Source organism: Geodermatophilus sabuli (assembly GCF_010686765.1).
In the GTDB taxonomy this organism is placed as follows: domain Bacteria; phylum Actinomycetota; class Actinomycetes; order Mycobacteriales; family Geodermatophilaceae; genus Geodermatophilus; species Geodermatophilus sabuli_A.
In genome coordinates, this window is the sequence record NZ_JAAGWF010000028.1 from 1 (window position 1) to 25,644 (window position 25,644).

Annotated in this window: 20 protein-coding genes; 12 read left to right on the forward strand and 8 right to left on the reverse strand. The window is 73.8% G+C overall.

Annotated features, from left to right (window positions below):
• Positions 1 to 280: 280 nt before the first annotated feature.
• Positions 281 to 2,503, forward strand: a complete 2,223-nt coding sequence (locus GCU56_RS20860) for a carbon starvation CstA family protein (RefSeq protein WP_163483904.1) — start codon at positions 281 to 283, stop codon at positions 2,501 to 2,503.
• Positions 2,500 to 2,694: a CstA-like transporter-associated (seleno)protein gene (locus GCU56_RS20865; protein WP_163483906.1), complete on the forward strand. Its 195-nt coding sequence runs from the start codon at positions 2,500 to 2,502 to the stop codon at positions 2,692 to 2,694. The genes GCU56_RS20860 and GCU56_RS20865 overlap by 4 nt, the downstream gene beginning before the upstream one ends.
• Before the next feature lie 45 nt (positions 2,695 to 2,739).
• Here the strand turns inward: GCU56_RS20865 and GCU56_RS20870 are convergent, their stop codons facing one another.
• The gene (locus GCU56_RS20870) at positions 2,740 to 4,458 is read right to left on the reverse strand and encodes an AMP-binding protein (RefSeq protein WP_163483908.1); all 1,719 of its coding nucleotides are present in this window, start codon (positions 4,456 to 4,458) and stop codon (positions 2,740 to 2,742) included.
• Between the two features lie 145 nt (positions 4,459 to 4,603).
• Here GCU56_RS20870 and GCU56_RS20875 point away from each other — a divergent pair, with 145 nt between their 5' ends.
• The 5 genes from GCU56_RS20875 to GCU56_RS20895 all read left to right on the forward strand — a co-directional run bounded on the left by GCU56_RS20875 (position 4,604) and on the right by GCU56_RS20895 (position 9,457).
• Positions 4,604 to 5,233, forward strand: coding sequence for a putative quinol monooxygenase (locus GCU56_RS20875; protein WP_239522670.1), 630 nt, complete (start codon positions 4,604 to 4,606; stop codon positions 5,231 to 5,233).
• A 220-nt stretch (positions 5,234 to 5,453) separates the two neighbouring features.
• Positions 5,454 to 6,479: an iron-siderophore ABC transporter substrate-binding protein gene (locus GCU56_RS20880; protein ID WP_163483910.1), complete on the forward strand. Its 1,026-nt coding sequence runs from the start codon at positions 5,454 to 5,456 to the stop codon at positions 6,477 to 6,479.
• Positions 6,476 to 7,519 carry an iron chelate uptake ABC transporter family permease subunit gene (locus GCU56_RS20885; RefSeq protein ID WP_204332575.1) on the forward strand — a complete coding sequence of 348 codons (1,044 nt, stop codon included), beginning with the start codon at positions 6,476 to 6,478 and terminating at the stop codon, positions 7,517 to 7,519. The genes GCU56_RS20880 and GCU56_RS20885 overlap by 4 nt, the downstream gene beginning before the upstream one ends.
• Positions 7,516 to 8,568 (forward strand): iron chelate uptake ABC transporter family permease subunit, encoded by a 1,053-nt coding sequence (locus GCU56_RS20890; protein ID WP_163483912.1) that lies wholly within the window; start codon positions 7,516 to 7,518, stop codon positions 8,566 to 8,568. The genes GCU56_RS20885 and GCU56_RS20890 overlap by 4 nt, the downstream gene beginning before the upstream one ends.
• Positions 8,569 to 8,620: 52 nt before the next feature.
• Entirely contained in the window at positions 8,621 to 9,457 is an 837-nt protein-coding gene (locus GCU56_RS20895) for an ATP-binding cassette domain-containing protein (RefSeq protein WP_163483914.1), read from the forward strand.
• Positions 9,458 to 9,473: 16 nt separating this feature from the next.
• Here GCU56_RS20895 and GCU56_RS20900 read toward each other — a convergent pair whose 3' ends face one another.
• Both GCU56_RS20900 and glnA read right to left on the reverse strand, forming a co-directional pair.
• Positions 9,474 to 10,955, reverse strand: coding sequence for an FAD-dependent monooxygenase (locus GCU56_RS20900; protein WP_163483916.1), 1,482 nt, complete (start codon positions 10,953 to 10,955; stop codon positions 9,474 to 9,476).
• Positions 10,956 to 11,282: 327 nt separating this feature from the next.
• Positions 11,283 to 12,716: a type I glutamate--ammonia ligase gene (gene glnA, locus GCU56_RS20905; protein WP_163483918.1), complete on the reverse strand. Its 1,434-nt coding sequence runs from the start codon at positions 12,714 to 12,716 to the stop codon at positions 11,283 to 11,285.
• A 183-nt stretch (positions 12,717 to 12,899) separates the two neighbouring features.
• Between glnA and GCU56_RS20910 the strand changes: the two genes are divergently transcribed.
• Positions 12,900 to 13,319: an RDD family protein gene (locus tag GCU56_RS20910; RefSeq protein ID WP_163483919.1), complete on the forward strand. Its 420-nt coding sequence runs from the start codon at positions 12,900 to 12,902 to the stop codon at positions 13,317 to 13,319.
• A 77-nt stretch (positions 13,320 to 13,396) separates the two neighbouring features.
• Positions 13,397 to 15,082, forward strand: a complete 1,686-nt coding sequence (locus GCU56_RS20915; RefSeq protein ID WP_163483921.1) for an MFS transporter — start codon at positions 13,397 to 13,399, stop codon at positions 15,080 to 15,082.
• A gap of 32 nt (positions 15,083 to 15,114) precedes the next feature.
• Here the strand turns inward: GCU56_RS20915 and GCU56_RS20920 are convergent, their stop codons facing one another.
• The 3 genes from GCU56_RS20920 to GCU56_RS20930 all read right to left on the reverse strand — a co-directional run bounded on the left by GCU56_RS20920 (position 15,115) and on the right by GCU56_RS20930 (position 18,222).
• Positions 15,115 to 15,963 carry a DUF4191 domain-containing protein gene (locus GCU56_RS20920; protein WP_163483923.1) on the reverse strand — a complete coding sequence of 283 codons (849 nt, stop codon included), beginning with the start codon at positions 15,961 to 15,963 and terminating at the stop codon, positions 15,115 to 15,117.
• A 53-nt stretch (positions 15,964 to 16,016) separates the two neighbouring features.
• Complete coding sequence (gene lipA / locus GCU56_RS20925; protein WP_163483925.1) at positions 16,017 to 16,991, reverse strand: lipoyl synthase; 975 nt, start codon at positions 16,989 to 16,991, stop codon at positions 16,017 to 16,019.
• Positions 16,992 to 17,058: 67 nt separating this feature from the next.
• Positions 17,059 to 18,222 (reverse strand): hypothetical protein, encoded by a 1,164-nt coding sequence (locus GCU56_RS20930; RefSeq protein ID WP_163483927.1) that lies wholly within the window; start codon positions 18,220 to 18,222, stop codon positions 17,059 to 17,061.
• 81 nt (positions 18,223 to 18,303) lie between these two features.
• Here GCU56_RS20930 and GCU56_RS20935 point away from each other — a divergent pair, with 81 nt between their 5' ends.
• Both GCU56_RS20935 and leuS read left to right on the forward strand, forming a co-directional pair.
• Positions 18,304 to 19,233 (forward strand): TIGR03560 family F420-dependent LLM class oxidoreductase, encoded by a 930-nt coding sequence (locus tag GCU56_RS20935; protein WP_163483929.1) that lies wholly within the window; start codon positions 18,304 to 18,306, stop codon positions 19,231 to 19,233.
• 215 nt (positions 19,234 to 19,448) lie between these two features.
• The gene (gene leuS / locus GCU56_RS20940) at positions 19,449 to 22,340 is read left to right on the forward strand and encodes a leucine--tRNA ligase (RefSeq protein ID WP_163483931.1); all 2,892 of its coding nucleotides are present in this window, start codon (positions 19,449 to 19,451) and stop codon (positions 22,338 to 22,340) included.
• Positions 22,341 to 22,400: 60 nt separating this feature from the next.
• Here the strand turns inward: leuS and lipB are convergent, their stop codons facing one another.
• On the reverse strand, positions 22,401 to 23,066 hold the full coding sequence (gene lipB, locus GCU56_RS20945; RefSeq protein ID WP_163483933.1) for a lipoyl(octanoyl) transferase LipB: 666 nt from the start codon (positions 23,064 to 23,066) through the stop codon (positions 22,401 to 22,403).
• 71 nt (positions 23,067 to 23,137) lie between these two features.
• Positions 23,138 to 23,872 (reverse strand): Type 1 glutamine amidotransferase-like domain-containing protein, encoded by a 735-nt coding sequence (locus GCU56_RS20950; protein ID WP_163483935.1) that lies wholly within the window; start codon positions 23,870 to 23,872, stop codon positions 23,138 to 23,140.
• A 184-nt stretch (positions 23,873 to 24,056) separates the two neighbouring features.
• On the opposite strand from GCU56_RS20950, the gene GCU56_RS20955 reads away from it, so the two are divergent.
• Entirely contained in the window at positions 24,057 to 25,643 is a 1,587-nt protein-coding gene (locus GCU56_RS20955; RefSeq protein ID WP_163483937.1) for a serine/threonine-protein kinase, read from the forward strand.
• Position 25,644: the final 1 nt, after the last annotated feature.

Genomic DNA, 25,644 nt, shown 5'->3' on the forward strand with positions numbered 1-25,644 from the left:
GGAGGGCAACGCGCTGACCCGCGACGAGCAGATCGCCAAGCTGGCCCTGGTCGTGGAGACCGCCCAGGAGGTCTGGGGCAACGCCTGAAAGAGGACCCGTCCTCCTCACGCCTCGCACGCTCGGCGGGAGCCTCTGGACGGGGCCGCCCGTCTCCTCACCACCCGCAGGCTGGCGGGGGTGGGGGACCCCTCCGGTGGTGGGCGGGGATCGTTCGCAGCATGATCTCCTCGACCGTGAGCAGCGTCGCTCGGGGCGCTGCCGGCATGCAGGAGGCGCGCGATGTCCACGACCGTCAGCAGGCACGACACCGGCGGCGGGCAGTCCCCGAACGGGGGGACGGCCCGCCGCCCGTCGGTCCGGTCCGTGCTGGTCTGGCTCACGGTGGCGGTGGTCGGCGCGGTCTGCTGGGGCGTGCTGGCCATCGCCCGGGGCGAGACGATCTCCGCGCTCTGGCTGCTGTTCGCGGCGCTGTGCTCGTACGCGATCGCCTACCGCTTCTACTCGCGGTTCATCACCTACAAGGTGCTGCGGGCCGACGACGAGCGGGCGACCCCGGCCGAGCGGCTGGAGAACGGCGTCGACTTCGACGTCACCGACCGCCGGGTCCTCTTCGGGCACCACTTCGCCGCGATCGCCGGCGCCGGCCCGCTCGTCGGCCCCGTCCTCGCGGCGCAGATGGGCTACCTGCCGGGCACGATCTGGATCGTGGTCGGCGTCATCTTCGCCGGCGCCGTCCAGGACATGACCGTCCTGTTCTTCTCGATGCGCCGCAACGGGAAGAGCCTCGGCCAGATGATCCGCGAGGAGATCGGCGTGGTCGGCGGCGTCGCCGCGCTGATCGCCGTCTTCGCGATCATGATCATCATCCTGGCGGTGCTCGCGCTGATCGTGGTCAACGCGCTGGCCGAGTCGCCGTGGGGCGTCTGGTCCATCGGGCTCACCATCCCGATCGCGCTGTTCATGGGCGTGTACCTGCGCCGGCTCCGGCCGGGCAGGGTGCTCGAGGCGACCGGCATCGGCGTCGCGCTGCTCCTGCTGGCCATCGTCTCGGGCGGCTGGATCGAGGACAGCGCGCTCGGCGAGACGCTGACCCTCTCCAAGGAGTGGCTGGTCCTCGCGCTGGTCGTCTACGGCTTCGTCGCCTCGGTGCTGCCGGTCTGGCTGCTGCTCACCCCGCGCGACTACCTCTCGACCTTCATGAAGGTCGGCGTGATCGTGCTGCTGGCGATCAGCCTGATCGTCGCCCGCCCGGTGCTGCAGGCCGACGCGGTGACCGACTTCGCCCGGGAGGGCACCGGCCCGGTGTTCGCCGGCTCGCTGTTCCCGTTCGTGTTCATCACCATCGCCTGCGGTGCACTGTCGGGTTTCCACGCCCTGATCTCGTCCGGGACGACGCCGAAGATGGTCGCCAAGGAGAGCCAGGTCCGGCTCATCGGCTACGGCGGCATGTTGATGGAGTCCTTCGTCGCCGTCAGCGCCCTGATCGCGGCCTGTGTCATCGACCAGGGCCTCTACTTCGCGATGAACAGCCCGGCCGGGGCGACCGGCGGGACGGCGGAGTCCGCCGCCGCCTTCGTGCAGGGTCTCGGGTTCGACACGACGGCCAACCAGCTCGCGCAGGCGTCCGCGGAGGTGCAGGAGGACACCCTGATCTCGCGGACCGGCGGCGCCCCGGCGCTGGCGGTCGGTCTGGCCCAGGTGTTCAGCCAGGCGTTCGGCGGTGGCGGCCAGGCGTTCTGGTACCACTTCGCGATCATGTTCGAGGCGCTGTTCATCCTCACCGCCGTCGACGCCGGCACCCGCGTGGGCCGGTTCATGCTGCAGGACACGGTCGGCAACGTCTGGAAGAAGTTCGGCGACCTGTCGTGGCGGCCGGGCAACATCATCGCCAGCGCCGTCGTCGTCGGCCTGTGGGGCTCGGTGCTCTACATCGGCGTCACCGACCCGCTGGGCGGGGTCAACCAGCTCTTCCCGCTGTTCGGCATCGCCAACCAGCTGCTGGCGGCCATCGCGCTGACGCTGTGCACCGTGCTGCTCATCAAGCACGGGAAGCTCCGCTACGCGTGGGTGCCCGGGATCCCGTTGGTCTGGGACCTCGTCGTCACCATGACCGCGAGCTGGCAGAAGGTCTTCTCCGGCGACCCGCGGGTCGGCTACTTCACCCAGGCGAGCGTGTACCGCGACGCCCAGGACGCCGGGGAGGTCCTGGCACCCGCCACCGATCAGGGGCAGATGGACCAGGTCATCTTCAACTCCACGCTCAACGGCATCCTGCAGGCCGTCTTCGCGCTGCTGACGCTGGTCGTGGCCGCCCACGCCGCGGTGGTGATCATGCGGGCGATCCGGGCGGGGGGCCTGCCGACCACGGAGGAACCGGCTGTGCCGTCGAAGCTCGTCGAGCCTGCCGGGCTCTTCCCGACCGCGGAGGAGAAGCGGGCCATCGCGGAGCACGAGCGGCTGGTCGGTGCCGGGGCGGGTCGCACCGAGGCGGAGGCGAAGTGACCGCCGGCGGGACGGTGGCGCGCGCCTGGCGGGGCGTGCGCTGGTACCTCAAGGAGTTCACCGGCGAGGCCCGCTGGGACGACTACCTGCAGCACTGCGCCGCGCACGGGCACCAGCCGGTCAGCCGGCGGGAGTTCGAACGACGCCGGGCGGATGCGCTGGAACGGATCCCGGCCAGCCGCTGCTGCTGACCCGGGCGCGGCCCGGGTGGGCACCGGGGCCGCGCACCGTGGTCCTCAGCCGCGCAGGCCGGGGAACTGGTCGTCGCGCCACTCACCGGACCGCGGACCCTCCGCGCCGGCCAGTTCCTGCTCCCGGGCCCGGAGCTCCACCCGGCGGATCTTCCCGGAGATGGTCTTGGGCAGGTCGGCGAACTCGATCCGGCGCACCCGCTGGAACGGCGCGAGGTGCTCGCGGGCGTGGCGCAGGATCGCCAGCGCCGTCTCCTCGGTGGGCTCGTGGCCGGGCGCGAGGGCGACGTAGGCCTTGGGCACGGCCAGGCGCACCGGGTCCGGCGCCGGCACCACCGCGGCCTCGGCGACCGCAGGGTGCTCGATGAGCACCGACTCCAGCTCGAACGGGCTGATCTTGTAGTCCGAGGCCTTGAAGACGTCGTCGGTGCGACCGACGTAGGTGATGTAGCCGTCGGCGTCCCGGCCGGCGAGATCCCCGGTGCGGTACAGGCCGCCGGCCATGGCCTCGGCGTCGCGGCCGGGATCCCCCTCGTACCCGGTCATCAGCGGCAGCGGGCGTCCCGACCCGTCCGACGGCGCGAGGTCGAGGCAGATCTCCCCCTCGCCGGGCCCCTCGACCCGGTCGCCGGTGAGCGGGTCGACGAGCACCACCGGGACGCCGGGCAGCGGCCGGCCCATCGAGCCGGGCACCAGGCGGGCCTCCGGGGTGTTGCCGATCTGCGCGGTCGTCTCGGTCTGGCCGTAGCCGTCGCGGACGGTGAGGCCCCAGGCCCGCCGGACCTGCTCGATGACCTCCGGGTTGAGCGGCTCGCCGGCGGCGACGACCTCGCGCAGCGCCCCGGGACCACCGCTGAGGTCGCTGGTGATGAGCATCCGCCAGACCGTCGGCGGGGCGCAGAACGACGTCACCCGGTGCTCCCGCAGCCGCGCGAGGAGCAGCTGCGGGTCCAGCCGGGTGTAGCCGTACAGGAACACCGTGGCCTCGGCGATCCACGGCGCGAAGAAGCAGGACCACGCGTGCTTGGCCCAGCCCGGGGAGGAGACGTTGAGGTGCACGTCACCGGGCTGCAGCCCCAGCCAGTACATCGTGGTGAGGTGCCCGACGGGGTAGGAGACCTGGGTGTGCTCGACCAGCTTGGGCCGGGAGGTGGTGCCGGAGGTGAAGTACAGCAGCAGCGGGTCGCCGGGCGCGGTGCCCGGGTGCGCGGCCGGACCGGCGTCCAGGCCGGCGGCGTCGTGCAGGTCCGCCCAGCCCTCGGCGTGGCCGACGCTGATCCGGGTGTAGTCGCCGGGCACCTGCTCGAACTTCGCCGTGTCGGCCGGGGCGCAGACGACGTGCCGTGCCCGGCCGCGGGTGATCCGGTCGGTGAGGTCGGCGGGGCCCAGGGCGGTGGTGGTCGGCATGATCACCGCGCCGAGCTTGATGACGGCCAGCATCGTCTCCCACAGCTCGACCTGGTTGCCCAGCATGAGCAGCACCCGGTCGCCGCGGCCCACGCCCTGCGCGCCGAGCCAGGCGGCGACCCGGTCGGAGCGCCGGGCCATGTCGTCGAAGCTGCGGGTCGTGGCGGTCCCGTCCTCCCCGACGAGGACGAGCGCCGGCCGGTCGTTGCCGCGGGCGACGGCGTCGAACCAGTCCACCGCCCAGTTGAACCGGTCGCCCAGGTCCGGCCAGTTGAACTCCGCCACCGCGCGGTCGTGCTGCCCGCGCAGGGCGAGCAGGTGGTCGCGGGCGGCCCGGTAGGCCTCGGTGACGGTCATGGGTGCGCAGTCTGCTCCGGACCGCGGCGGGTCGGGGCGAGCGCTGGACCGGGCGACCGTTTTGCCTCCGGCCGGAAGGGCGAGGAACCTGTCCCGAGCGGCGGTGCCACCGGGGTGCCGCCGTCCACGAGACCCCGGGAGAGGCATGGCCGGCATGTACGCCCGTTCGACGACGGTCCACGGCAAGCCAGAGTCGATGGACGACGGGATCGCGTTCGTCCGTGACGAGGCCATGCCGCTGATGCGGCAGATGGACGGCTGTGCCGGTCTGTCCATGCTGGTCAACCGCGAGTCCGGCCACTGCATCGTCACGACGTCCTGGCGGGACGAGGCGGCGATCACCGCCAGCCGGGAGCAGGTCGGGCCGTACCTGGAGCGCACCGCGGAGGCGCTCGGTGGCCGGGCGGAGGTGGAGGAGTGGGAGATCGCCGCCATGCACCGGGTGCACGAGGTGCACCACGGGAGCGCCACCCGCGTCACCTGGCTGCGGACCGCCCCGGAGGCGGTCAACCGGGCCGTGGACGCCGTCCGCCTCTCCCTCATGCCGCGCCTCGACGACCTGCCCGGGTTCTGCAGCGTCAGCGCCATGGTGCGCCGGAACGAGGGCGCGACGGTGTCGGCCGTGGCCTACGACAGCTGGGCGGACCTGGAGGACGCGGGCGAGCAGGCCCGGGAGTTCCGGGAGGAGTTCGGGCCGTCGATGGGTGTCGAGGTCGTCGACACCGCGGTGTTCGAACTGGTCATCGCCCACCTCGGGGTGCCCGAGACGACCTGACCGCGGCGTTCGTCCCGGCGCGGCCCCCGACCTCTCCCGAGGCCGGGGGCCGCGCTGCGTCGGGGCTCGTGACCGGTTCGTGATTGCCTGGCGGGCAAGGACACCCTAAGTTCGGTTAGGCAACCCTCATCTCGCCGTCGGTCTGATCGCGTCAGCACTGCCGACTGCTCGACCACGGCGGCGCTGTCCCCCCGGCGCTGCTCCCGACCGGAAGGACACCATGCGCTCCGCGACACGTCTCCTGGCTCTGTCGACCGCTGCCCTGCTCACCGGCGGGCTGGCCGCCTGCTCGTCATCGGCCTCGGCGGGGGACGAGGCCGAGGGCTCCGCCGACTTCACCCCCGTGACGATCGAGCACGCGCTCGGCTCGACGACGATCGAGTCGAAGCCCGAGCGGGTGGCGACGGTGAACTGGGCCAACCACGAGGTCCCGCTCGCGCTCGGCGTCGTGCCCGTCGGCATGGCCGCCGCCAACTTCGGCGACGACGACGGCGACGGCCTCCTGCCGTGGGTCAGCGACCGGCTCGAGGAGCTCGACGCCGAGGTCCCGGTCCTGTTCGACGAGACCGACGGCATCGACTTCGAGGCCGTCGCCGACACCGATCCCGACGTCATCCTCGCCGGCTACTCGGGCCTGACCCAGGAGGACTACGACACGCTCAGCGAGATCGCGCCGGTCGTGGCCTACCCGGAGGGCCCCTGGGCGACGCCGTGGCGCGAGGTCATCGAGATGAACGCCGCGGGGATGGGGATGGCCGCCGAGGGCGAGGAGCTCGTCGCGAGCATCGAGCAGGACATCGCCGACACGCTCGCCGAGTACCCGCAGCTCGAGGGCACGTCGACCATGTTCATGACGCACGTGGACACGACCGACCTCAGCGAGGTCAGCTTCTACACGCCGTTCGACACCCGGAGCGCCTTCTTCGAGGACCTCGGGCTGACCACCCCCGCGAGCGTCGAGGCGGCCTCGACCGACCCCGAGCAGTTCTCGGGCACGGTGAGCGCCGAGCAGGTGGACGTCTTCGACGACGTGGACGTCATCGTGACCTACGGCGACCAGGCCCTCGTCGACGCGCTGAACGCCGACCCGCTGCTCTCCCAGATCCCCGCCGTCCAGAGCGGCGCGATCGTCCTGCTGCCGGACACCCCGCTGGGCACCGCGGCGAACCCGACCCCGCTGGCCATCTCCTGGGTGCTCGAGGACTACGTCTCGATGCTCGCCGAGGCAGCTGACAAGGGTCGGTGACGACTGCTCCCTCCGTTCCGGCCCCGGACGCCGCCGTCGCGCGGCGCCCGGGGTCGGTCCGGCTGCTCTGGCTCCTGGTGGTCGTGGCGGCTCTGGTCGCGCTCATGGCCGCCTCGGTCGTGGTCGGCTCCCGCGACGTGGGCTGGTCGGACGTCGTCGCCGCCCTCGGCGGGTCGTCGGACACCATCGGCCAGGCCGCCGCCACCAAGCGGATCCCCCGGACGCTCCTCGCGGTCGTCGTCGGCGCGGCGCTGGGCCTCTCCGGCGCGGTCATGCAGGGCGTCACCCGCAACCCGCTGGCCGATCCCGGCGTCCTCGGCATCAACATGGGGGCGTCGCTCGCCGTCGTCGTCGGGATCGCCTGGTTCGGGCTGTTCTCGGCGACCGCCATCGTCTGGACGGCGATCGTCGGCGCCGCCGGCGCGGCGGTGTTCGTCTACGCCGTCGGCTCGCTGGGGCGGGGCGGGGCGACCCCGCTCAAGCTGGCCCTGGCCGGGACGGCGACGTCGGCCGCGCTCGTCTCGTTCATCACCGCCATCGCCCTGCCGCGCGGTGACATCGCCGAGAGTGTCCAGTCGTGGGAGATCGGCGGCGTCGGCGGTGCCACCTTCGACGCCATCGGCACGGTGCTGCCGTTCCTCCTCGTCGGGTTCGCGGTCAGCCTGCTGTCGGCCCGCAGCCTCAACTCGCTCGCGCTGGGCGACGAGCTGGCCGCCGGCCTCGGCGAACGGGTCGTGCTCGCCCGGGGGACCGCGGCGCTCGGCTCGGTCCTGCTCTGCGGCGCCGCCACCGCCGTCGCCGGGCCCATCGGCTTCGTCGGTCTCGTCGTCCCGCACCTGTGCCGGCTCCTGGTCGGCGTGGACCACCGGTGGCTGCTGCCGTTCTCGGCCATCGCCGGTGGCTGCCTGCTGACCGCCTCCGACATCGTCGGGCGCATCGTGGCCCGCCCCAGCGAGCTCGACGTCGGGATCGTCACCGCCCTGATCGGCGCACCGTTCTTCATCTCCATCGTCCGCCGGCAGAAGGTGCGTGAGCTGTGACCGCCGTCGCCGCACCGCGGCCCGCGACCGTCGACGCCGTCGCCCGGGGCAGGACCCGCCGCGCCGCCCGCCGCCGCCTCGTCGTCGCGGTCCTCGCCGTCCTCGTCGTCGCGGCGTTCGCGGCGTCGCTGATGATCGGGCAGACGTTCTACCCGCCCGGGGACGTGCTGCGGGTCGTCCTGGGTCAGGACGTGCCGGGCGCCTCCTTCACCGTCGGCCGGCTGCGGCTGCCGCGGGCGGTCCTCGCGGTCGTGGCGGGACTCTCCTTCGGTCTGGCCGGCGTGACCTTCCAGACGATGCTGCGCAACCCGCTGGCCAGCCCCGACGTCATCGGCATCACCTCCGGGGCCAGCGCGGCGGCCGCCTTCGCCATCGTGTTCCTCGGCTGGAGCGGGACCGCCGTCTCGGTCACCGCGATCGTCGCCGCGCTGGGCGTGGCCGTGCTCATGTACACGCTGGCGTTCACGGACGGCGTGGCGGGCACCCGGCTCATCCTGATCGGCATCGGCATCGCCGCGATGTCCAAGAGCATCACCTCCTACGTCCTCTCGAAGGCCGGGGCGTGGGACTTCGCCGAGGCGCTGCGCTGGCTCACCGGCAGCCTCAACGGCACCACCTGGGGCGCGACCGTCCCGGCCCTGCTCGCGCTGGTCGTGCTCGGGCCCCTGCTGCTCGTGCTGACCCGGGACCTCTCCGGGCTGCAACTGGGCGACGACACCGCCTCCGCGCTGGGGATCCGCGTCGAGCGGACCCGGATCACGGCCATCGTCGGGGCGGTCGGCCTGCTCGCCTTCGCCACGGCCGCGTGCGGTCCGATCGCCTTCGTGTCCTTCCTCGCCGGGCCCATCGCCGCCCGGATCGTGGGGCCGAACGGCTCGCTGCTGGTCCCGGCCGCGCTCGTCGGGGCACTGCTGGTGCTCGTCGCGGACCTCGTGGGCCAGTTCGCCCTCGGCACCCGCTTCCCGGTCGGCGTCGTCACCGGCGTGCTCGGCGCCCCCTACCTGATCTACCTGATCGTCCGCACCAACCGCGCCGGAGGCTCGCTGTGAGCGGCTCTGCTGTCCTGGCGGCTCCGCCGCACACGAGCGAACGGGAAACGCTGTGACCGCCACCCACTCCCTCGCGGCCGAGGCCCTGACGCTCGGGTACGGCGACCGCACGGTCATCGACGAGCTCGACCTCGTGGTGCCGCCCGGCCGGATCACGGCGATCGTCGGAGCCAACGCCTGCGGGAAGTCGACGCTGCTGCGGTCGATGTCGCGGCTGCTCGCCCCCCGCGGCGGGCAGGTGCTCCTCGACGGCAAGGCGGTGCACCGGCTGCCCGCGAAGGAGCTGGCCCGCACGCTGGGCCTGCTGCCGCAGTCCCCGATCGCGCCCGAGGGCATCACCGTCGCCGATCTCGTGGGCCGGGGCCGCCATCCGCACCAGGGCGTCTTCACCCGCTGGCGCAGGGAGGACGACGAGGCGGTCGCGGCCGCCCTGGAGGCGACGCAGACGACGACCCTCGCCGACCGGCCGGTGGACGAGCTGTCGGGTGGCCAGCGCCAGCGGGTCTGGATCGCGATGGCCCTCGCCCAGCAGACCGACCTGCTGCTGCTCGACGAGCCGACCACCTTCCTCGACGTGGCCCACCAGGTCGAGGTCCTCGACCTGCTCACCGACCTCAACCGGGCGCGCGGCACGACCGTGGTCATGGTCCTGCACGACCTCAACATGGCCGCCCGCTACGCCGACCACCTCGTCGCCCTGGCGGCCGGCCGCGTGCACGCCGCCGGCACGCCGGAGGACGTGCTCACCGAGGACCACGTGCGTGCGGTGTTCGGCCTCGACAGCCGCGTCATCGTCGACCCCACCTCGGAGCGGCCGCTGATGCTCCCGATCGGCCGGCACCACATGGCGGCCGCCGCCCCGCGGGACGTCGTCCGACAGGTGGGTTGACCGCGCTCGGACGGGATCAGTGGGCGGGCTCGCCGAACCAGCGGGAGAGGTGGTCGTCCAGGTCCTGCTGGTCGTCGCCGATCCAGGCGACGTGGCCGTCGGGGCGGAGCAGGACGCACGGAGCAGCCAGGTCCGCGGTGGGGTTCGCGAGGTCATCCACCCGGTCCGACCAGCCGCCGGCGGTCAGGCGTCCGGTCCGGTCCAGGAGGAGGCCGCGGCCGCGGTGCAGCAGACCGTAGAGGTGGCCGTGTCCCACCCGGATGTCGCGCAGGCGGCGGCCGAGCAGGTCGGGGCCCGTCCCGAAGTCGTAGCGGATGCCGATCCCGGTGATCTTCTCGATCAGCCGGCGGTTCACCTCCTCGACGTCCATCAGCTCGGTGAGCAGCCTGCGCACGGCCCGCGGGCCCGGGCCGGGGGACAGCAGTTCCAGCTGGGCGCGCGTGTCGTCCAGCACCTCCTCGGCGACCGGACGCCGCTCGGCCTGGTAGGTGTCCAGCAGGGTGCCCGGCGCCCAGCCGCGGACCCGTGCGGCCAGCTTCCAGCCGAGGTTGACGGCGTCCTGGACGCCGAGGTTGAGGCCCTGTCCGCCGATGGGTGGATGGACGTGGGCTGCGTCGCCGGCCAGCAGCACCCGCCCGACCCGGTAGCGGTCGGCCAGCCGGGTGGCGTCCCCGAAGCGGGACGTCCAGCGCGGGGAGTGCACGCCGAAGTCGGTTCCGGCGAGGGCGCGCAACTGTCGCCTGAAGTCCTCGAGGGTGGGCGGTTGCGCGCGATCGCTGACCCCCGCGGCGGGGACCACGACGTGGTAGAGCCCCGGGCCCGCGGGCCTGAGCCACCACCGCCGGTCGGTCTCGCCGACCGCGGCCACCGTGGCGGCGATCTCCTCCGGCGGCACACCGACTGCCAGCTCGCCCATCAGCGTCTCGGTCCGCGTGGGCTCGCCGGGGAAGCCGACGCCGAGCGCCTTGCGGACCGTACTGCGCCCGCCGTCACAGCCCACGAGGTAGCGCGAACGCAGCTGTTCCCCGTCCGCCAGCTCGACGGTCACCCCGTCCTCGTCCTGCACGAGGCCGGCCACCGCACGACCGCGCCGGACGTGCGCACCCAGCTCGACCGCGTGCTCCTCGAGCAGGCGGACGATGACCGGCTGCGGGATGCCGAGCAGGTAGGCGTGCGCCGAGTCGAGGCCCCGGGGCGCGGGTGCGCCGATGGCGGCGAAGAAGCCGCCGGCCGGACGCCGTCGTCCGTGTTCGAGGACGCGCTCCAGCAGTCCGCGCATCGCCATCAGCTCGATGCTGCGGATGTGCAGACCGACGATGCGGGCGAACGGCGGGGGCTCGGCCTCCTTCTCCAGGACGAGCACCCGCACGTCGTGCAGCCGCAGCTCGGCGGCCAGCATCGCACCGGTCGGCCCGCACCCGGCGATGACCACGTCGGTGGGTCCACGCTCGACCGTTCCGGCCGACGACGGCTCGGCGGTGGACTGCAGAGGGTGCATGGGAGTTGCCTCTCGGGAGGGCCTCGTGGGCGAGGCGCTCCCGGCGACACCTACGTCGATCGCCCGACCGTGACGGAACGGGGGAGCACCCACATCGATACGGCGTCCATGGGTCTCACCTCCTCGGGCGGTGTCACGATCAACGGCACGCTACGAGCGCGGCACCGTCCGGTCCAGCGCCTTTCCCGGCCTCGTCATCGGCGACCAGCAGACGGCAACGGGTCCCCACGCGCCGCCGTCGGTGCAGTGTCGGCGACTCGTGGGGACCCGTGGGGGACCGAGCGGGCCGACCTGCGGCATCACCGCAGGTCAGCCCGCTGACGGAACTCAAATGTCGTAGTACATCGCGAACTCGTGCGGGTGCGGGCGCAGGCGGATCGGGTCGATCTCGAACTCCCGCTTGTACTCGATCCACGTCTCGATCAGGTCGGGGGTGAACACCCCGCCGTCGATGAGGTAGTCGTGGTCGACCTCGAGCCGGTCGAGGACGGCGTCCAGCGACGCGGGCACCTTCTCGATGCCCAGGGCCTCCTCGGGCGGCAGCTCGTAGAGGTCCTTGTCGACCGGCGCCGGCGGCTCGATCTTGTTCTTCACGCCGTCCAGGCCGGCCATGAGCATCGCCGAGAAGGCGAGGTAGGGGTTGGCCGACGGGTCGGGCACGCGGAACTCGATGCGCTTGGCCTTCGGGCTGTCACCCGAGATCGGGATACGGGTACAGGCCGAGCGGTTGCGCGCGGAGTAGACGAGGTTGATCGGCGCCTCGTAGCCGGGCACCAGGCGGTGGTAGCTGTTGACGGTCGGGTTGGTGAACGCCAGCAGCGACGGGGCGTGCTTGAGCAGCCCGCCGATGTAGTGCCGGGCCATGTCGGACAGGCCCGCGTAGCCGGTCTCGGCGTGGAACAGCGGCTCGCCGTCCATCCAGAGGCTCTGGTGGCAGTGCATGCCCGAGCCGTTGTCGCCGAACAGCGGCTTGGGCATGAAGGTGACGCTCTTGCCCTCGGCCCAGGCGGTGTTCTTGATGATGTACTTGAACAGCATCAGGCTGTCGGCCGACCGCAGCAGCGTGTCGAACTTGTAGTTGATCTCCGCCTGGCCGCCGGTGCCCACCTCGTGGTGGCCCCGCTCGAGCTCCAGACCGGCCTTGGTCAGGTTGGTCATCATGGTCGAGCGCAGGTCGCTCTGGTGGTCGTAGGGCTCGACCGGGAAGTAGCCCCCCTTGGGCCGGGTCTTGTAGCCCAGGTTGGGGCCGCCGTTCTCGCCGGTGTGGGAGCCGGTGTTCCACGAGCCCTCGACGGCGTCGATGTGGTAGTAGCCCTCGTTGATGCCGGTGCCGTGGCGGATCGAGTCGAAGACGTAGAACTCGGCCTCGGCGCCGAAGTAGGCGGTGTCGGCGATGCCGCTGCTGGCGAGGTACGCCTCGGCCTTCTTCGCCACGTTCCGCGGGTCGCGGCTGTAGGCCTCCCGCGTGATCGGGTCGTGGATGAAGAAGTTGACGTTGAGCGTCTTGTGCCGGCGGAACGGGTCCAGGAAGGCGCTGTTCGCGTCCGGCAGCAGCAGCATGTCCGACTCGTTGATCGCCTGGAAGCCGCGGATCGAGGAGCCGTCGAAGCCGAGCCCGTCGGAGAACGTGTCCTCGCCGAAGGCCGTCGCCGGGATGGTGAAGTGCTGCATGACGCCGGGCAGATCGCAGAAGCGCACGTCGACGTACTCGACGTCGTTGTCGCGGATGTAGGCGGCGACCTCGTCGGGGCTGGTGAACATCGATCCTCCGGGATTGGGCTGACTACCGAACCGCAAGTTACGAGGGGGGAGTTGCCCGCCAGTGTCTCTGGTGTTTCAGACCGGTAACAACGGGCCGGGCGTGTCGCCGTGACTCCCTGCGGGGGCCCGGCGCGAGCCGGCGGGCGGTCGGGGGCGGGGAGTCCTCTCACTACGCTGGCGGTCATGGTCGGGGACGCGCAGCCACCCTCTCAGGAGCGCCGCCGCGGCGCCTCGCTGGGGCTGCCCGCCGACGGACCGGGCTCCCTGGCCACGTTCTCCAGCCGGGCGGTGGCCTTCGTCGTCGACGCCCTCGCCGCGGGGCTGGTCGCCGGCCTGGTCACCGCACCCCGGCTCCCGGGCAACTGGAGCCTGCTGTCCTTCGGCCTGGTCACGGTGGGCACGCTCGTCGCGTTCGGGCAGACCCCGGGCATGCGGCTGCTCGGACTGCGCCTGGCGCACCCTCGAGCAGCTGAGCGACTGGCCCTCTGGCGGGTCCTCGCGCGGACGGCGCTGCTGATGCTGCTGGTGCCGGCCCTCGTGGTGGACGCCGATGGCCGGGGGCTGCACGACCGGCTGACCGGCACCGCCGTCGTCCGGGCCTGACCCCGTCCCGCGGACGCCGGCGGGTACCGCCGAGCCGGCATCGACGCAGGCAGGGCCACGGGCGGTAGCGTCGCCCGATGGCGCACGGACGCGGCCCGGGCCGGCTCGGGAGGGCTGCTGCCGCGTTCACCAGCAACGCCCGGAACCCCGACCTCCGCCGGGCCCAGCTGAGCTTCCTCGGCGCGTGGACGGCCGAGTGGGCGTTCACCGTGGGACTCGGCATCGTGGCCTACCGGGACGGTGGGGCGACCGCCGTCGGGTTGGTCGGCCTGCTGCGGATGGTGCCGTCGGCGATCGTGGCCCCGCTCCTGTCCCCGCTGGCCGACCGGGGGCGCCGGGAGCGCGTCCTGATCCTGGTGTCCACGGTGCGCGGTGTGGCCACCGCCGCAGCAGCGGTCGTGGTCGGCCTGGCCGGTCCGCCGCAGATCGTCTACGCGCTGGCCGTGGTGTCGACGGTGGCGGCCACCCTCTTCCGGCCCGCGCACTCGGCACTGCTCCCGTCGCTGTGCCGCACCGGGTACGAGCTGGCCAGCGCCAACGTGGTCCGTGGGCTGCTGGACTCCGTGGCCACGCTGGCGGGTCCGCTGCTGGCGGCGGTGTTGCTGCAGTTCTCCGGCGTGACCGTCGTGTTCGCCGTCGCCGCGGGCGCCTCCCTGTGGGCGGCGGCGCTGCTGCTGCGGCTGCGGTACGACGCGCCACCGCGCCCGTCCGCCCCGGCGGAGGTGCACCTGGTGGAGGAGGCGGTCGACGGGGTGCGTGCCGTCGCCGGCAACCGCGACCTGGCCCTCATCGTGGGCCTCGCCGCGGCGCAGACGTTCACCCGAGGAGCGCTGACCGTGCTCACCGTGGTGGTCGCCATCGACCTGCTGGGCACCGGCGAACCGGGCGTCGGCACCCTCACCGCCGCCATCGGGGCAGGTGCCGTCCTGGGGTCGCTCGCCGCGTCGCTGCTGGTCGGGACGCGCCGACTGGGCGCGTGGTTCGCCGTCGGGGTGACCTTGTGGGGTCTCCCGGTCACGCTGATCGGCGTCCTCCCGCACGAGGCCGCCGCGTTGGTCCTGCTGGCCTCCGTCGGGGTCGGCAACGCGCTGATCGACGTCGGCGGGTTCACGCTCCTGGGGAGGATGGCGCCCGACGACGTGCTGGCGCGGGTGTTCGGGGTGCTGGAGAGCCTCGTCGCCCTGGCCATGGGGCTCGGGGCGGTGGTCGCGGCCCTGGTGGTCGAGCTGACCGGCGTCCGGCCGGCGCTGGTGGCCGTCGGTCTGGTGTGCCCCCTGGCCGCGGCGGCGTCGTTGCGCCGGCTGCGCCGCATGGACCGGTCCATCGGTGTCCGCGACAGGGACATCGAGCTGTTGCAGGCGGTGACGATGCTGAACGTCCTGCCGCTGCCCGCCATCGAACAGCTCGCCCGCCGCCTCGAGCCGGTCGCGGTGCCGGCCGGCCAGGTCGTGTTCGAGCAGGGCGACATCGGCCACCGCTACTTCGTGATCGAGTCCGGTGCCGCCGACGTCATCGGGGACGGACGAGCCGTCGCGACGCTCGGCCGGGGGGAGGGGTTCGGGGAGGTCGCGCTGCTCCGGAGCATCCGGCGGACCGCCACCGTCCGGGCCACCAGCGACCTGCGGCTCCAGTCGCTGGGCTCCGACCACTTCCTCCCGGTCGTGCTCGGCTACACGCCGAGCGCCCGGGAGGCGGGCACGGTCGTCGACACGATGCTCCACCGCTACTCGCCGCGGGACGACCTCGGGCAACCGGCCGGATAGGCGTCCCGTCGGTCGTCGCCGGTGCCGTCGGACTACCGCCGGCGGACCTGCCGCTGGCTCACCGACATCTGCCGGCCGCCGGGGAGCGGACCGCCCGGCACCGGCATGCGGCCGCCACCGAGGGCCGACAGCCGCTTGCCCAGGGCGTTGAGCTGCCCGCCGTCGAGGTTTCGGGGCAGCTTCATGACGTGCGCGCTGAGCTTGCGCAGCGGGACCTGACCCTCGTCGTCCCCGACGACGATGTCGTAGATGGGAGCGTCGCCGACCACCCGGGAGATCCGCTTCTTCTCCTGCGCGAGCAGCGGCCGGACGCGTCCCGGGGCCCCCTCGGCGACGAGGATCACGCCGGGCCGGCCGAGCACCCGGTGGACGGCGTCGAGCTGGGTGGTGCCGGCGACGCCGGAGGAGACCCGCCAGTCACCGCGCATGCCCTCGAGCACCCACGCAGCGGCACCGGGCTGGCCCTCCACCTGGCGATAGGCCGACCCCTGGGCCCGGCGGCCGAAGACGACCAGCGCGGCGAGCGCACCCAGCAGGACCGCCACCGGGATGAACAGGAACGGGGCTCCGAGCAGGATCGCGATGAGCTCGACGAGCCCGGCCACCACCACGAAGGCGATGAGCATGACCCACGGGAGCCTGGGATCGCTCTTGCGGGTCAGCGAGTAGGCCTGCTTGATCATCCGGACCTGGTTGCCGACCTTCTTCAGCCGGCCCACCTTCGGCTGCCCGTTCTTGTCCAGCTTGGGTGCCTTGCCACCTCCCCCGGTGGCCGTCGCGCCGGAGGCGGTCGACCCGCCCCGGCCGCTCTTGCCTGCACTCGGGCCCCGCCCGGCCTTGCCGGTCGGTGCGGGGGAGTCGGTGGACCTGCTGCGTGCCATGCCTAGAGGATAGGGGCGTCCCGCACCCTCCCCTGCCGACCTGCCGCGGCCGGTCAGATGGAGGGCGTCAGACCGCGCGCCTCGACGGCCTGCTGGTAGAGCCGGCCTGCCCGGTAGGAGCTGCGCACCAGCGGCCCGGCGAGCACCCCGGGGAACCCGATGGCCTCGGCCTCGGCCTGGAGACCGACGAACTCCTCGGGCTTCACCCAGCGGACCACCGGGTGGTGCCGCGGTGAGGGCCGCAGGTACTGGGTGATGGTGAGCAGGTCGCAGCCCGCCTCGCGCAGGGCGCGCATGGTCTCGACCACCTCGGCGGGCTCCTCGCCCATGCCGAGGATCAGGTTGGACTTGGTCACCAGCCCGGCGTCCCGGGCGGCGGTGATCACCGCCAGCGAGCGGTCGAACCGGAAGCCGGGGCGGATCCGCTTGAAGATGCGCGGCACCGTCTCGACGTTGTGCGCGAGCACCTCGGGTCGGGAGGAGAACACCTCGGCGAGCTGGGCCGGGTCGGCGTTGAAGTCGGGGATGAGGAGTTCGACGCCGCAGCCGGGCAGGGCGGCGTGGATCTGGCGGACCGTCTCGGCGTAGAGCCAGGCGCCGCCGTCGGGCAGGTCGTCGCGGGCCACCCCGGTGACCGTGGCGTACCTCAGGCCCATGGTGGCGACGCTCTCGGCGACCCGACGCGGCTCGTCGGCGTCGAAGTCGGCGGGCTTGCCGGTGTCGATCTGGCAGAAGTCGCAGCGCCGGGTGCACTGGTCGCCACCGATGAGGAAGGTCGCCTCCCGGTCCTCCCAGCACTCGTAGATGTTGGGGCAGCCGGCCTCCTCGCAGACCGTGTGCAGCCCCTCGCGCCGGACCAGCGACTTCAGCTCGGTGTACTCCGGGCCGGTGCGCAGCCGCGTCTTGATCCACTCGGGCTTGCGCTCGATCGGGACCTGGCTGTTGCGGACCTCCAGGCGGAGCAGTTTGCGGCCGGCGGGTGCGATCGAGGAGTCCGGGGAGGGGGTCGCGGCCACCGTCTCACTCATGATCGGCCACGGTACTCCGGACGTACGACGGCGCCCGCCCCGTCGGGGCGGGCGCCGTCGGAGGGGGTCAGGACGACGGGTTGCGCTCGTCGTCCGCGTCGGAGCCCACCGCGCCGGTCGCGGTCTGCGGCTGGTCGTTCGGCGAGGCGGTGGCCGTGTCCAGCGCCGGGTCGCTCGAACCGCTCGTGGCGGTGCCGGGGGTGTTGGACCCCGCACCCTCGGAGGGGCCCGGCTGCTGGGCCCACGAGCCCGCGTCGGTGTCGGGCGGGGTGGCGTCGCCCGGGGTGGTCTGGGCGGTGGAGACGGTCTTGCCGGAGTTGCTCGGTGAGCTGGGCACGGGGTCCTCTCGGTAGCTGGGCACGGGACCGTCCCCGGCGGGGGCGGGGGTCCAGAGGTCGTCCTGCTGGCGGCGGCGCAGGACGGCGAAGGCGGCGGCACCGACGGCCAGAGCGGCCAGCAGCCACGGCCAGCGGGCGGCGGACTCCGCCTCGACCGCGGCCGTCACCTTCTTCGCCTTCTTGGCCGAGCGGGCCGCCTTCTTGCCCAGCGCCCTCCGCTTCTTGGCCGCGCGCTTGCGCGCCTCGTCGGTGGTGGCGGTGAGCTCCTCGCGGCGGACCTCGAGCTCGTCCAGGGCGTTGTGCAGCCCCGCGACGATCGAGTCGCGGGTGCTCTCCAGCACCGGGCTGACCGCCTCGCGGGCGGCCAGCACCTTCGGCGTGGCGTACGCGAGCGTGGCGGCCTGGGCGGCGGTCAGCCGGGGGACGACGTCCTTCTCGAGCGCCCGCTGCGCGGCCTCGCGGGCGGTCTCCACCCGCGGGCCGAGGTCGGCCGCGGCGCGGGTGGCCGCTGCCTGTGCCGCGGTCACGGCGGCGGCGACGCGGGGCCCGGCCACCTGGCGGGCGGCCCCCACCCGCGGCCCGAGGGCGTCCCGGGCGGCCTCGACCCGCGGCGCGAGCGCCTCCCGGGCGGCCTCGACGGCCGGCGCTGCGACGGCGACGGCGGCGGCGACCTTCGGCGCCACCGCCAACTGGGCAGCTGCCAGCGCCGGGCCGGTCGCCTCGCGGGCGGCCTCGACGCGCGGTGCGAGCTGTTCCGCCGCCGCCCGACCGGCCTCGGCCACCGCCGTCCCGATGTGGCTGAAGCCCTCGTGCAGCTCCTCGCCGATGATCTGGCCGTGCGTCTTCTTGCGGAACACGAGATGCACCTCCGAGTTGATCGTCTCGGCGGTCATCCTGCCCGCTGGGGACGGCGGGCACACCCCCGGGGCCACCTCCGGACGGCGGTGGGGAACCGGCCCGGATAGCGTCGCCGGGTGGAACTGCGCATCTTCACCGAACCCCAGCAGGGCGCCACCTACGACGAGCTGCTGGCCGTGGCCCGGCGCACCGAGGAGACCGGCTTCGACGCCTTCTTCCGCTCCGACCACTACCTGGCCATGGGCGGGGACGGGCTGCCGGGCCCCACCGACGCGTGGGTCACCCTGGCCGGCCTCGCCCGGGAGACCACCCGGATCCGGCTCGGCACGCTGATGACCGCGGCGACCTTCCGGCTGCCCGGTCCGCTGGCGATCGCGGTCGCCCAGGTCGACCAGATGAGCGGCGGCCGGGTCGAGCTCGGCATCGGCTCGGGCTGGTTCGAGGCCGAGCACGCGGCCTACGGCATCCCCTTCCCGGAGCTGGGGGAGCGGTTCGACCGCTACGAGGAGCAGCTGGCCGTCATCAGCGGGCTCTGGTCGACGCCGGCGGGGGAGACCTTCGACTTCGCCGGGGACCACTACCGCCTGGCCGGCTCCCCGGCGCTGCCGAAGCCGGTGCAGGAGGGCGGCATCCCGATCCTCGTCGGAGGGCGCGGCAAGCGGCGCACCCCGCGCCTCGCCGCCCGCTACGCCGCCGAGTTCAACGTGCCCTTCGCGTCGGTGGAGGACAACGCCCGGCTCTTCTCCGGGGTCCGCCAGGCCTGCGAGGAGGCCGGCCGCGACCCGTCCTCCATCGTCTGCAGCTCGGCGCTCGTGCTCTGCGTCGGCCGGGACGAGGCGGAGCTGTCCCGCCGCGCCGGCGCCATCGGCCGGGAGGTGGGGGAGCTGCGGGAGCACGGCGCCGCGGGCAGCCCGGCCGAGGTCGTCGACGTCCTGGGGCGCTACGCCGAGGCCGGGGCCACGCGGGTGTACCTGCAGGTGCTCGACCTCGCCGACCTCGACCACCTCGATCTGGTGGCCGCCGAGGTGGCGCCCCAGCTGGGGTGACCGCCGTGTGGCCAGGGGCCTCGACCTCGAGCTGAGGTCGAGGCCCGCGGGGATGGCCGGGGCCGGCGCCGCCCCGGAGTAGGATGGGGACGTGACCGGGCGGTTCCTCCTTTCCCGGCCGCGCTGACGCCACCCTCCCGGCCAGCGCGGCGACCCCTCCTGTGCGAGGGGTTTTTTGCTGTCCACCCCCGGTACCCGCGACCCAGGAGCACTACGTGAGCCAGACGGCAAGCCAGGCGAGCACCGAGACCACCGGCGACGGGGTCCCGCCGCACCGCTACACGCCGGAGCTGGCGCAGTCGATCGAGCTCGCCTGGCAGGACCGCTGGGAGGCCGAGGGCACGTTCCACACGCCGAACCCCACCGGGCGCCTGAGCGACGGCTTCGACCGGGTCGCCGACCGGCCCAAGTACTTCGTGATGGACATGTTCCCGTACCCGTCGGGCGCCGGACTGCACGTCGGGCACCCCCTGGGCTACCTGGGCACCGACGTCACCAGCCGGTTCCGCCGCATGGACGGCGAGAACGTGCTGCACCCGATGGGGTACGACGCCTTCGGCCTGCCCGCGGAGCAGTACGCCGTGCAGACCGGGCAGCACCCGCGGGTCACGACCGAGGCCAACATCGCGGCGATCCGTGCGCAGCTGCGCCGGCTGGGGGTCGACCACGACGACCGCCGCAGCTTCGCCACGATCGACCCGGGCTACTACAAGTGGACCCAGTGGATCTTCCTGCAGCTGTTCGGCGCCTGGTTCGACGCCGACGCCGGCAAGGCCCGCCCGATCGAGGAGCTGGTCGCCGAGCTGGACGCCGGCACGCGGCAGCCCGCCCCCGGCACCGTCCCGTCGGGCCTCCCGTGGGCGGAGCTGGACGACGTGTCCCGCCGCCGGGTGGTCGACGCGCACCGCCTGGCCTACCTGCACGAGGCGCCGGTGAACTGGTGCCCGGGCCTGGGCACGGTCCTCTCCAACGAGGAGGTCACCGCCGACGGCCGCTCCGAGCGCGGGAACTTCCCGGTGTTCCGGCGTCCGCTCAAGCAGTGGATGATGCGGATCACCGCCTACGCCGACCGGCTGATCGACGACCTGGACCGGCTGGACTGGAGCGACTCGCTCAAGCTGATGCAGCGCAACTGGATCGGCCGGTCGACCGGTGCGCGGATCCGGTTCGGCTGCGGCGACGCGACCGTCGAGGTGTTCACCACCCGCCCGGACACGCTGTTCGGAGCCACGTACATGGTGCTGGCACCCGAGCACCCGCTGGTGTCCAGGCTGACCGCCGACGCCTGGCCGGCCGGCACCGACCCGCGCTGGACCGGCGGGGCGGCGACCCCCGGTGCGGCGGTGGAGGCCTACCAGCGGCAGGCCTCCCGGCGCTCCGAGCTCGACCGACAGGACGCCGGCCGCGAGAAGACCGGCGTCTGGCTGGGGGTCACCGCCGTGAACCCGGTCGACGGCCGCGAGCTGCCGGTGTTCATCGCCGACTACGTGCTGACCGGCTACGGCACCGGGGCGATCATGGCCGTGCCCGGTGAGGACACCCGCGACTTCGAGTTCGCGGAGGTCTTCGGGTTGCCGGTGGTCCGGACCGTGCAGCCGCCGGAGGACTTCGCGGGCGGGGCCTGGACCGGCGCGGGCCCGATGATCAACTCGGCGAACGACGAGATCTCGCTGAACGGCCTGGACAAGGCGACCGCGATCGCCACGATCACCGACTGGCTGGTCCAGCACGGGCACGGCGAGGCGACCACCACCTACAAGCTGCGCGACTGGCTGTTCAGCCGGCAGCGCTACTGGGGCGAGCCGTTCCCGATCCTCTACGACGAGGACGACCTGCCGGTCGCCGTCCCCGCGTCGATGCTGCCGGTGCTGCTCCCGGAGGTGGACGACTACTCGCCGAAGACGTTCGCCAACGACGACGCCGACTCCGCGCCGGAGCCGCCGCTGTCGCGCGCGACGGAGTGGACGACGGTCGACCTGGACCTGGGCGACGGGCCGAAGCGCTACCGGCGCGAGACCAACACCATGCCCAACTGGGCCGGCTCGTGCTGGTACTACCTGCGCTACCTCGACCCGGGGGACGACGAGCGCATGGTGGACCCGGAACTGGAGCGCTACTGGCTGGGCCCGCGCGAGCCCGGCGACGTCGGCGGCGTCGACCTGTACGTGGGCGGGGTCGAGCACGGCGTCCTGCACCTGCTCTACGCCCGCTTCTGGCACAAGGTGCTGTTCGACCTGGGCCACGTGTCCAGCGAGGAGCCGTTCCGGCGGCTGGTCAACCAGGGCTACATCTCCGCCTACGCCTACACCGACGAGCGTGGCTTCTACGTGCCCGCCGCCGACGTGGTGGAGGAGGACGGGCGGTTCACCTACGAGGGCCGGCCGGTCAACCGCGAGTACGGGAAGATCGGCAAGAGCCTGAAGAACATGGTCACGCCGGACGAGATGATCGGCGCCTTCGGGGCCGACACCTTCCGCGTCTACGAGATGTCGACCGGCCCACTGGACCAGTCCCGGCCGTGGGAGACCAAGGCCGTCGTCGGCTCCCAGCGGCTGCTGCAGCGGATCTGGCGGGTGGTCGTCGACGAGCGGACCGGCGAGGTCCGGGCCGCGGACGACGTCGAGCCCGGCGAGGACACCTCGCGGGCCCTGCACCGGACGATCGCCGGGGTGCGCGACGGCATGGCCACGATGCGCTTCAACATCGCGATCGCCCGGATCACCGAACTGACCAACCACCTGACCCAGACCTACGGCGCGGAGGCCCCGGTGCCCCGTTCGGTGGCCGAGCCGCTGGTGCTGCTGGTGGCCCCGCTGGCCCCGCACGTCGCCGAGGAGATGTGGTCGCGGCTGGGGCACGACTCGTCGCTGGCCTGGACCGCGTTCCCCGTGGCCGACCCGCGCTGGCTCGTCGAGGACACCGTGCAGGTGGCGGTCCAGGTGAACGGCAAGGTGCGGGCGCAGGTCACCGTGCCGGCCGACGCGGACGCCGACGCGCTGGAGGCCGCCGCCCGCGGCGACGAGAAGATCGCCGGGCACCTGGCCGGGAAGACGGTGCGCCGCGTCGTCGCCGTCCCGGGACGGCTGGTCAACTTCGTCCTCGGCTGAGAGGGCCCGCCGGCCGCGCCCCTGGCGAGCGAGCGAGTGGTGGGGCCGGGGCGGCGGCCGTCAGGCCGGGACGGTGTGCGCCGCGGTGAGGACGTCGCGCATCGCGGCCTCGACGGCGTCGATGGCCTCGCCGACGGTGACGTCGCGGCCGAGCTCGGCCGACAGGGAGGTGACCCCGGCGTCGGCGATCCCGCACGGGACGATCGCGCCGAAGGCGCCGAGGTCGGGATCGCAGTTGAGGGCGAACCCGTGCATGGCGACCCCCCGCGCGACCCGCACCCCGATGGCGGCGATCTTCCGCTCGGGACGCAACCGGCTGCCCGGCCCCGGTACGTCGGCGGTCAGCCAGACGCCGCTGCGGCCCTCGACGCGCACGGTGTCGACGCCGAAGCCGGCGCAGACCGCCATGAGCGCGTCCTCCAGCCGACGGACGTGCGCGACGACGTCGACCGGGTCGGGCAGCCCGACGATCGGGTAGCCGACCAGCTGGCCGGGCCCGTGCCAGGTGATCTTGCCGCCGCGGTCGACGTCCACGACCGGCGTGCCGTCCTGCGGCCGCTCGTGCGCCTCGGTGCGCCGCCCAGCGGTGTAGACCGAGGGGTGCTCGAGCAGCAGCAGGGTGTCCGGTCCGGTTCCCGCGACCCGGGCCGCGTGCAGCTCCCGCTGCCGCGCCCAGGCCTCCTCGTAGTCGACGGTGCCCGCCCGGACCACCTGGAGCTCGCTCACGGGGTCCAGCCTAGTGAGAGGACCCCGTCCTCCCCATCCTCCCCAGCTCGGGCGGGACCCGGGACGGGGCCTCAGCGCAGCCGCCGGGGCTCGATGCGGGTCTCCACCGCGGTGCCCTCGGGCCAGGGCTCGACGCGGTAGGCGGCCTTGCCCGGCCGGTCGGCGACCGCCTCCACCAGCTCGGTCCCGCGGTAGACCAGGCCCACGCCGTCGTCGGTGGCGTGCCCGGCGGGGAGCGTGCCGTCGGCCACCAGCTGGTGGTACAGCGGGCGGCGCTGCTCCTCGGAGTCGTAGTGCACGCCGTTGGACGTCGGGATCAGGCCGAGGCCGTTGGTGACCGGGCGCAGGTCGGGTCCGTAGGAGTCGGTGGTGCCGCCGACGTGCCAGCACAGCGACCCCGCGGAGACCCCGCCCAGGACCACCCCGGCCTCCCACACCTCCCGGAACACCTCGTCGAGGCCGTGCACCCGCCACACCGCCAGCAGGTTGGCCACGCTGCCCCCACCCACCCAGACGACGTCCTGCGCCAGCAGGTGGGCGCGCACGTCGGGCACCGTGGGCATCGTGAACAGGCTCAGGTGGCTCACCTGGACGTCGCTGCCGGCGAAGGCGCCGTAGACGCCGGCCAGCCGCGCCGGGTCGTCCCCCGTCGCGGTGCCGAGGTAGCAGAGCCGTGGGCGGACGGGCGCCCCCGCCAGGTCGAACGCGAGGTCGAAGACCGGACCGGGTGCCCAGTCGTAGGGCCCTCGGCCGCGGGAGTCGAAACCGATGCTGGTCGCCACGATGGTCGGCGCGGTGGCGGTCACGGTCAGGCAGCTCCTCGTGGGTCGGGCTGGTGGCCCGGGAGGTCGGCCCGGGCGGGGGAGGGCATGCCCCGAACCTAGGCGGCGGGGCGGGCTGGCACCCGTCCGGCACCCGGACTGTGGACGACGGGTGCGCCTGTGGACGACCGGGGCGGTGACCGGGCCGGGCCGCCTACGGTCCCGACCCATGCCGTCGACCCAGCCCCCCGGCCCCCGGGAGCCCCTCCGCCCGCCGGTCGTGCCGGGGTACCGGTTGGAGGAGCTGCTGGGCCGGGGCGGGTCGGGCGAGGTGTGGCGGGCCGTGCCGCGGGCCGGCGGGGCTCCCGTGGCGGTCAAGGTGCTCGTCGCCGGTGATGCCGAGCGTCAGGCCCGCGAGGCGGCGTTGCTCGGGGAGCTGGACCATCCCCACCTCGTGCGGCTGGTCGAGGTGGTGCACCAGCCCCGTCGCGGCCGACCGCCCCGGGTGGCCCTCGTGCTGGACCTGCTGCCGGGCGGCAGCCTCGCCGCGCTGCTGGCCCGGCGGGGCCGGTTGCGGCCGGGTGAGGTGGTCACCGCGATCGCCCCCGTGGCGGCCGCGCTCGCCCATGCGCACGACCGCGGGGTCGTGCACGGCGACCTCTCGCCCGGCAACGTGGTCTTCACGGCCGAGGGCCGGCCGGTCCTCACCGACCTCGGCGTGGCCCGCGTGCTCGGCGAGGACGCCGCCGGCGAGGTGACGCCGGCCTACGTCGACCCGACCGTCGCCCGCGGCGGCGCCCCGGGGCCGGCCTCCGACGTCTTCGGGCTGGCGGCAGCGGCCTTCCACGCCCTCACCGGTGTGCCTCCGTGGAACGGTGCCACCCCGGCCGACGTCCTGCGGGTCGCCGCCGAGGGCAGCCTCCCCGACCTCGCCGAACTCGCCTCCGGGGCGCCGGACGAGCTGCTGGCCGTCATCGCCCGCGGGCTGTCGCCCCATCCGCACGAGCGGGGGTCGGCCGCCGCGTTCGCCCTGGACCTCCGGCACGCCTGCCGGCCCGAGCCCGTCCGCCTCCCGCTCCACGGGGTGCCCGACGAGGACCTCGGGCGTACCGGGCACGGCCCGCGCACCGAGCTGACCCACCAGGTCCCGGGCCGTCACCGGCCGGCGCCGGACGAGCCGATCGCCCGGCCGGTCCGGGAGCGGGTCCTCGCCGCGGGCCCGGTGCTCCGTCGCTCCGCCGCCGTGGTGGTGGCGCTCGGTCTCCTCGCCACGGTCGTGTGGCTCGGGGGGCGCTGGGGCGACCCGCCGGCCGCCGGGCTGGCCGACCGCGCCGCCAGCTCCACCCGGACGTCGGTACCGTCCCCGCCCGGGCGACCCGAGCCCCCGGAGCAGCAGGCGGGAGCGGCCGTCGACTCGCCGCAGTGGTGGCGGGCCGTGCTGACCGGGCTCTACGCCCGCCGCGCCGAGGCGCTTCGACCCGGCGGTACCGACCGCCTGGACGACGTCCACACCGCCGGCAGCCCGTTGCTGAGCTCCGACCGGGGGACCGTCGCCTCCCTCGTGGCCGCCGGTGAGGACCTGCGCGGGTTCGCCCCGGTCGTGGAGGAGGTGGCGGTCCTCGACGGCGGCGCGAGCGAGGGCCGGGTCACGCTGGCGGTGACCGACACCTGGCCCGCGTACGAGGTCGTCGCGGCGGCGGACCCGGACGGACCGGCACTGCGGACGGTCGAGGCGCGCGGCACCGCGCGGGTGCGACTGACGTTGGTCGGGTCGGGGCAGGCGTGGCTCCTGGACGCAGCGGAGCGGGTGGGATGAC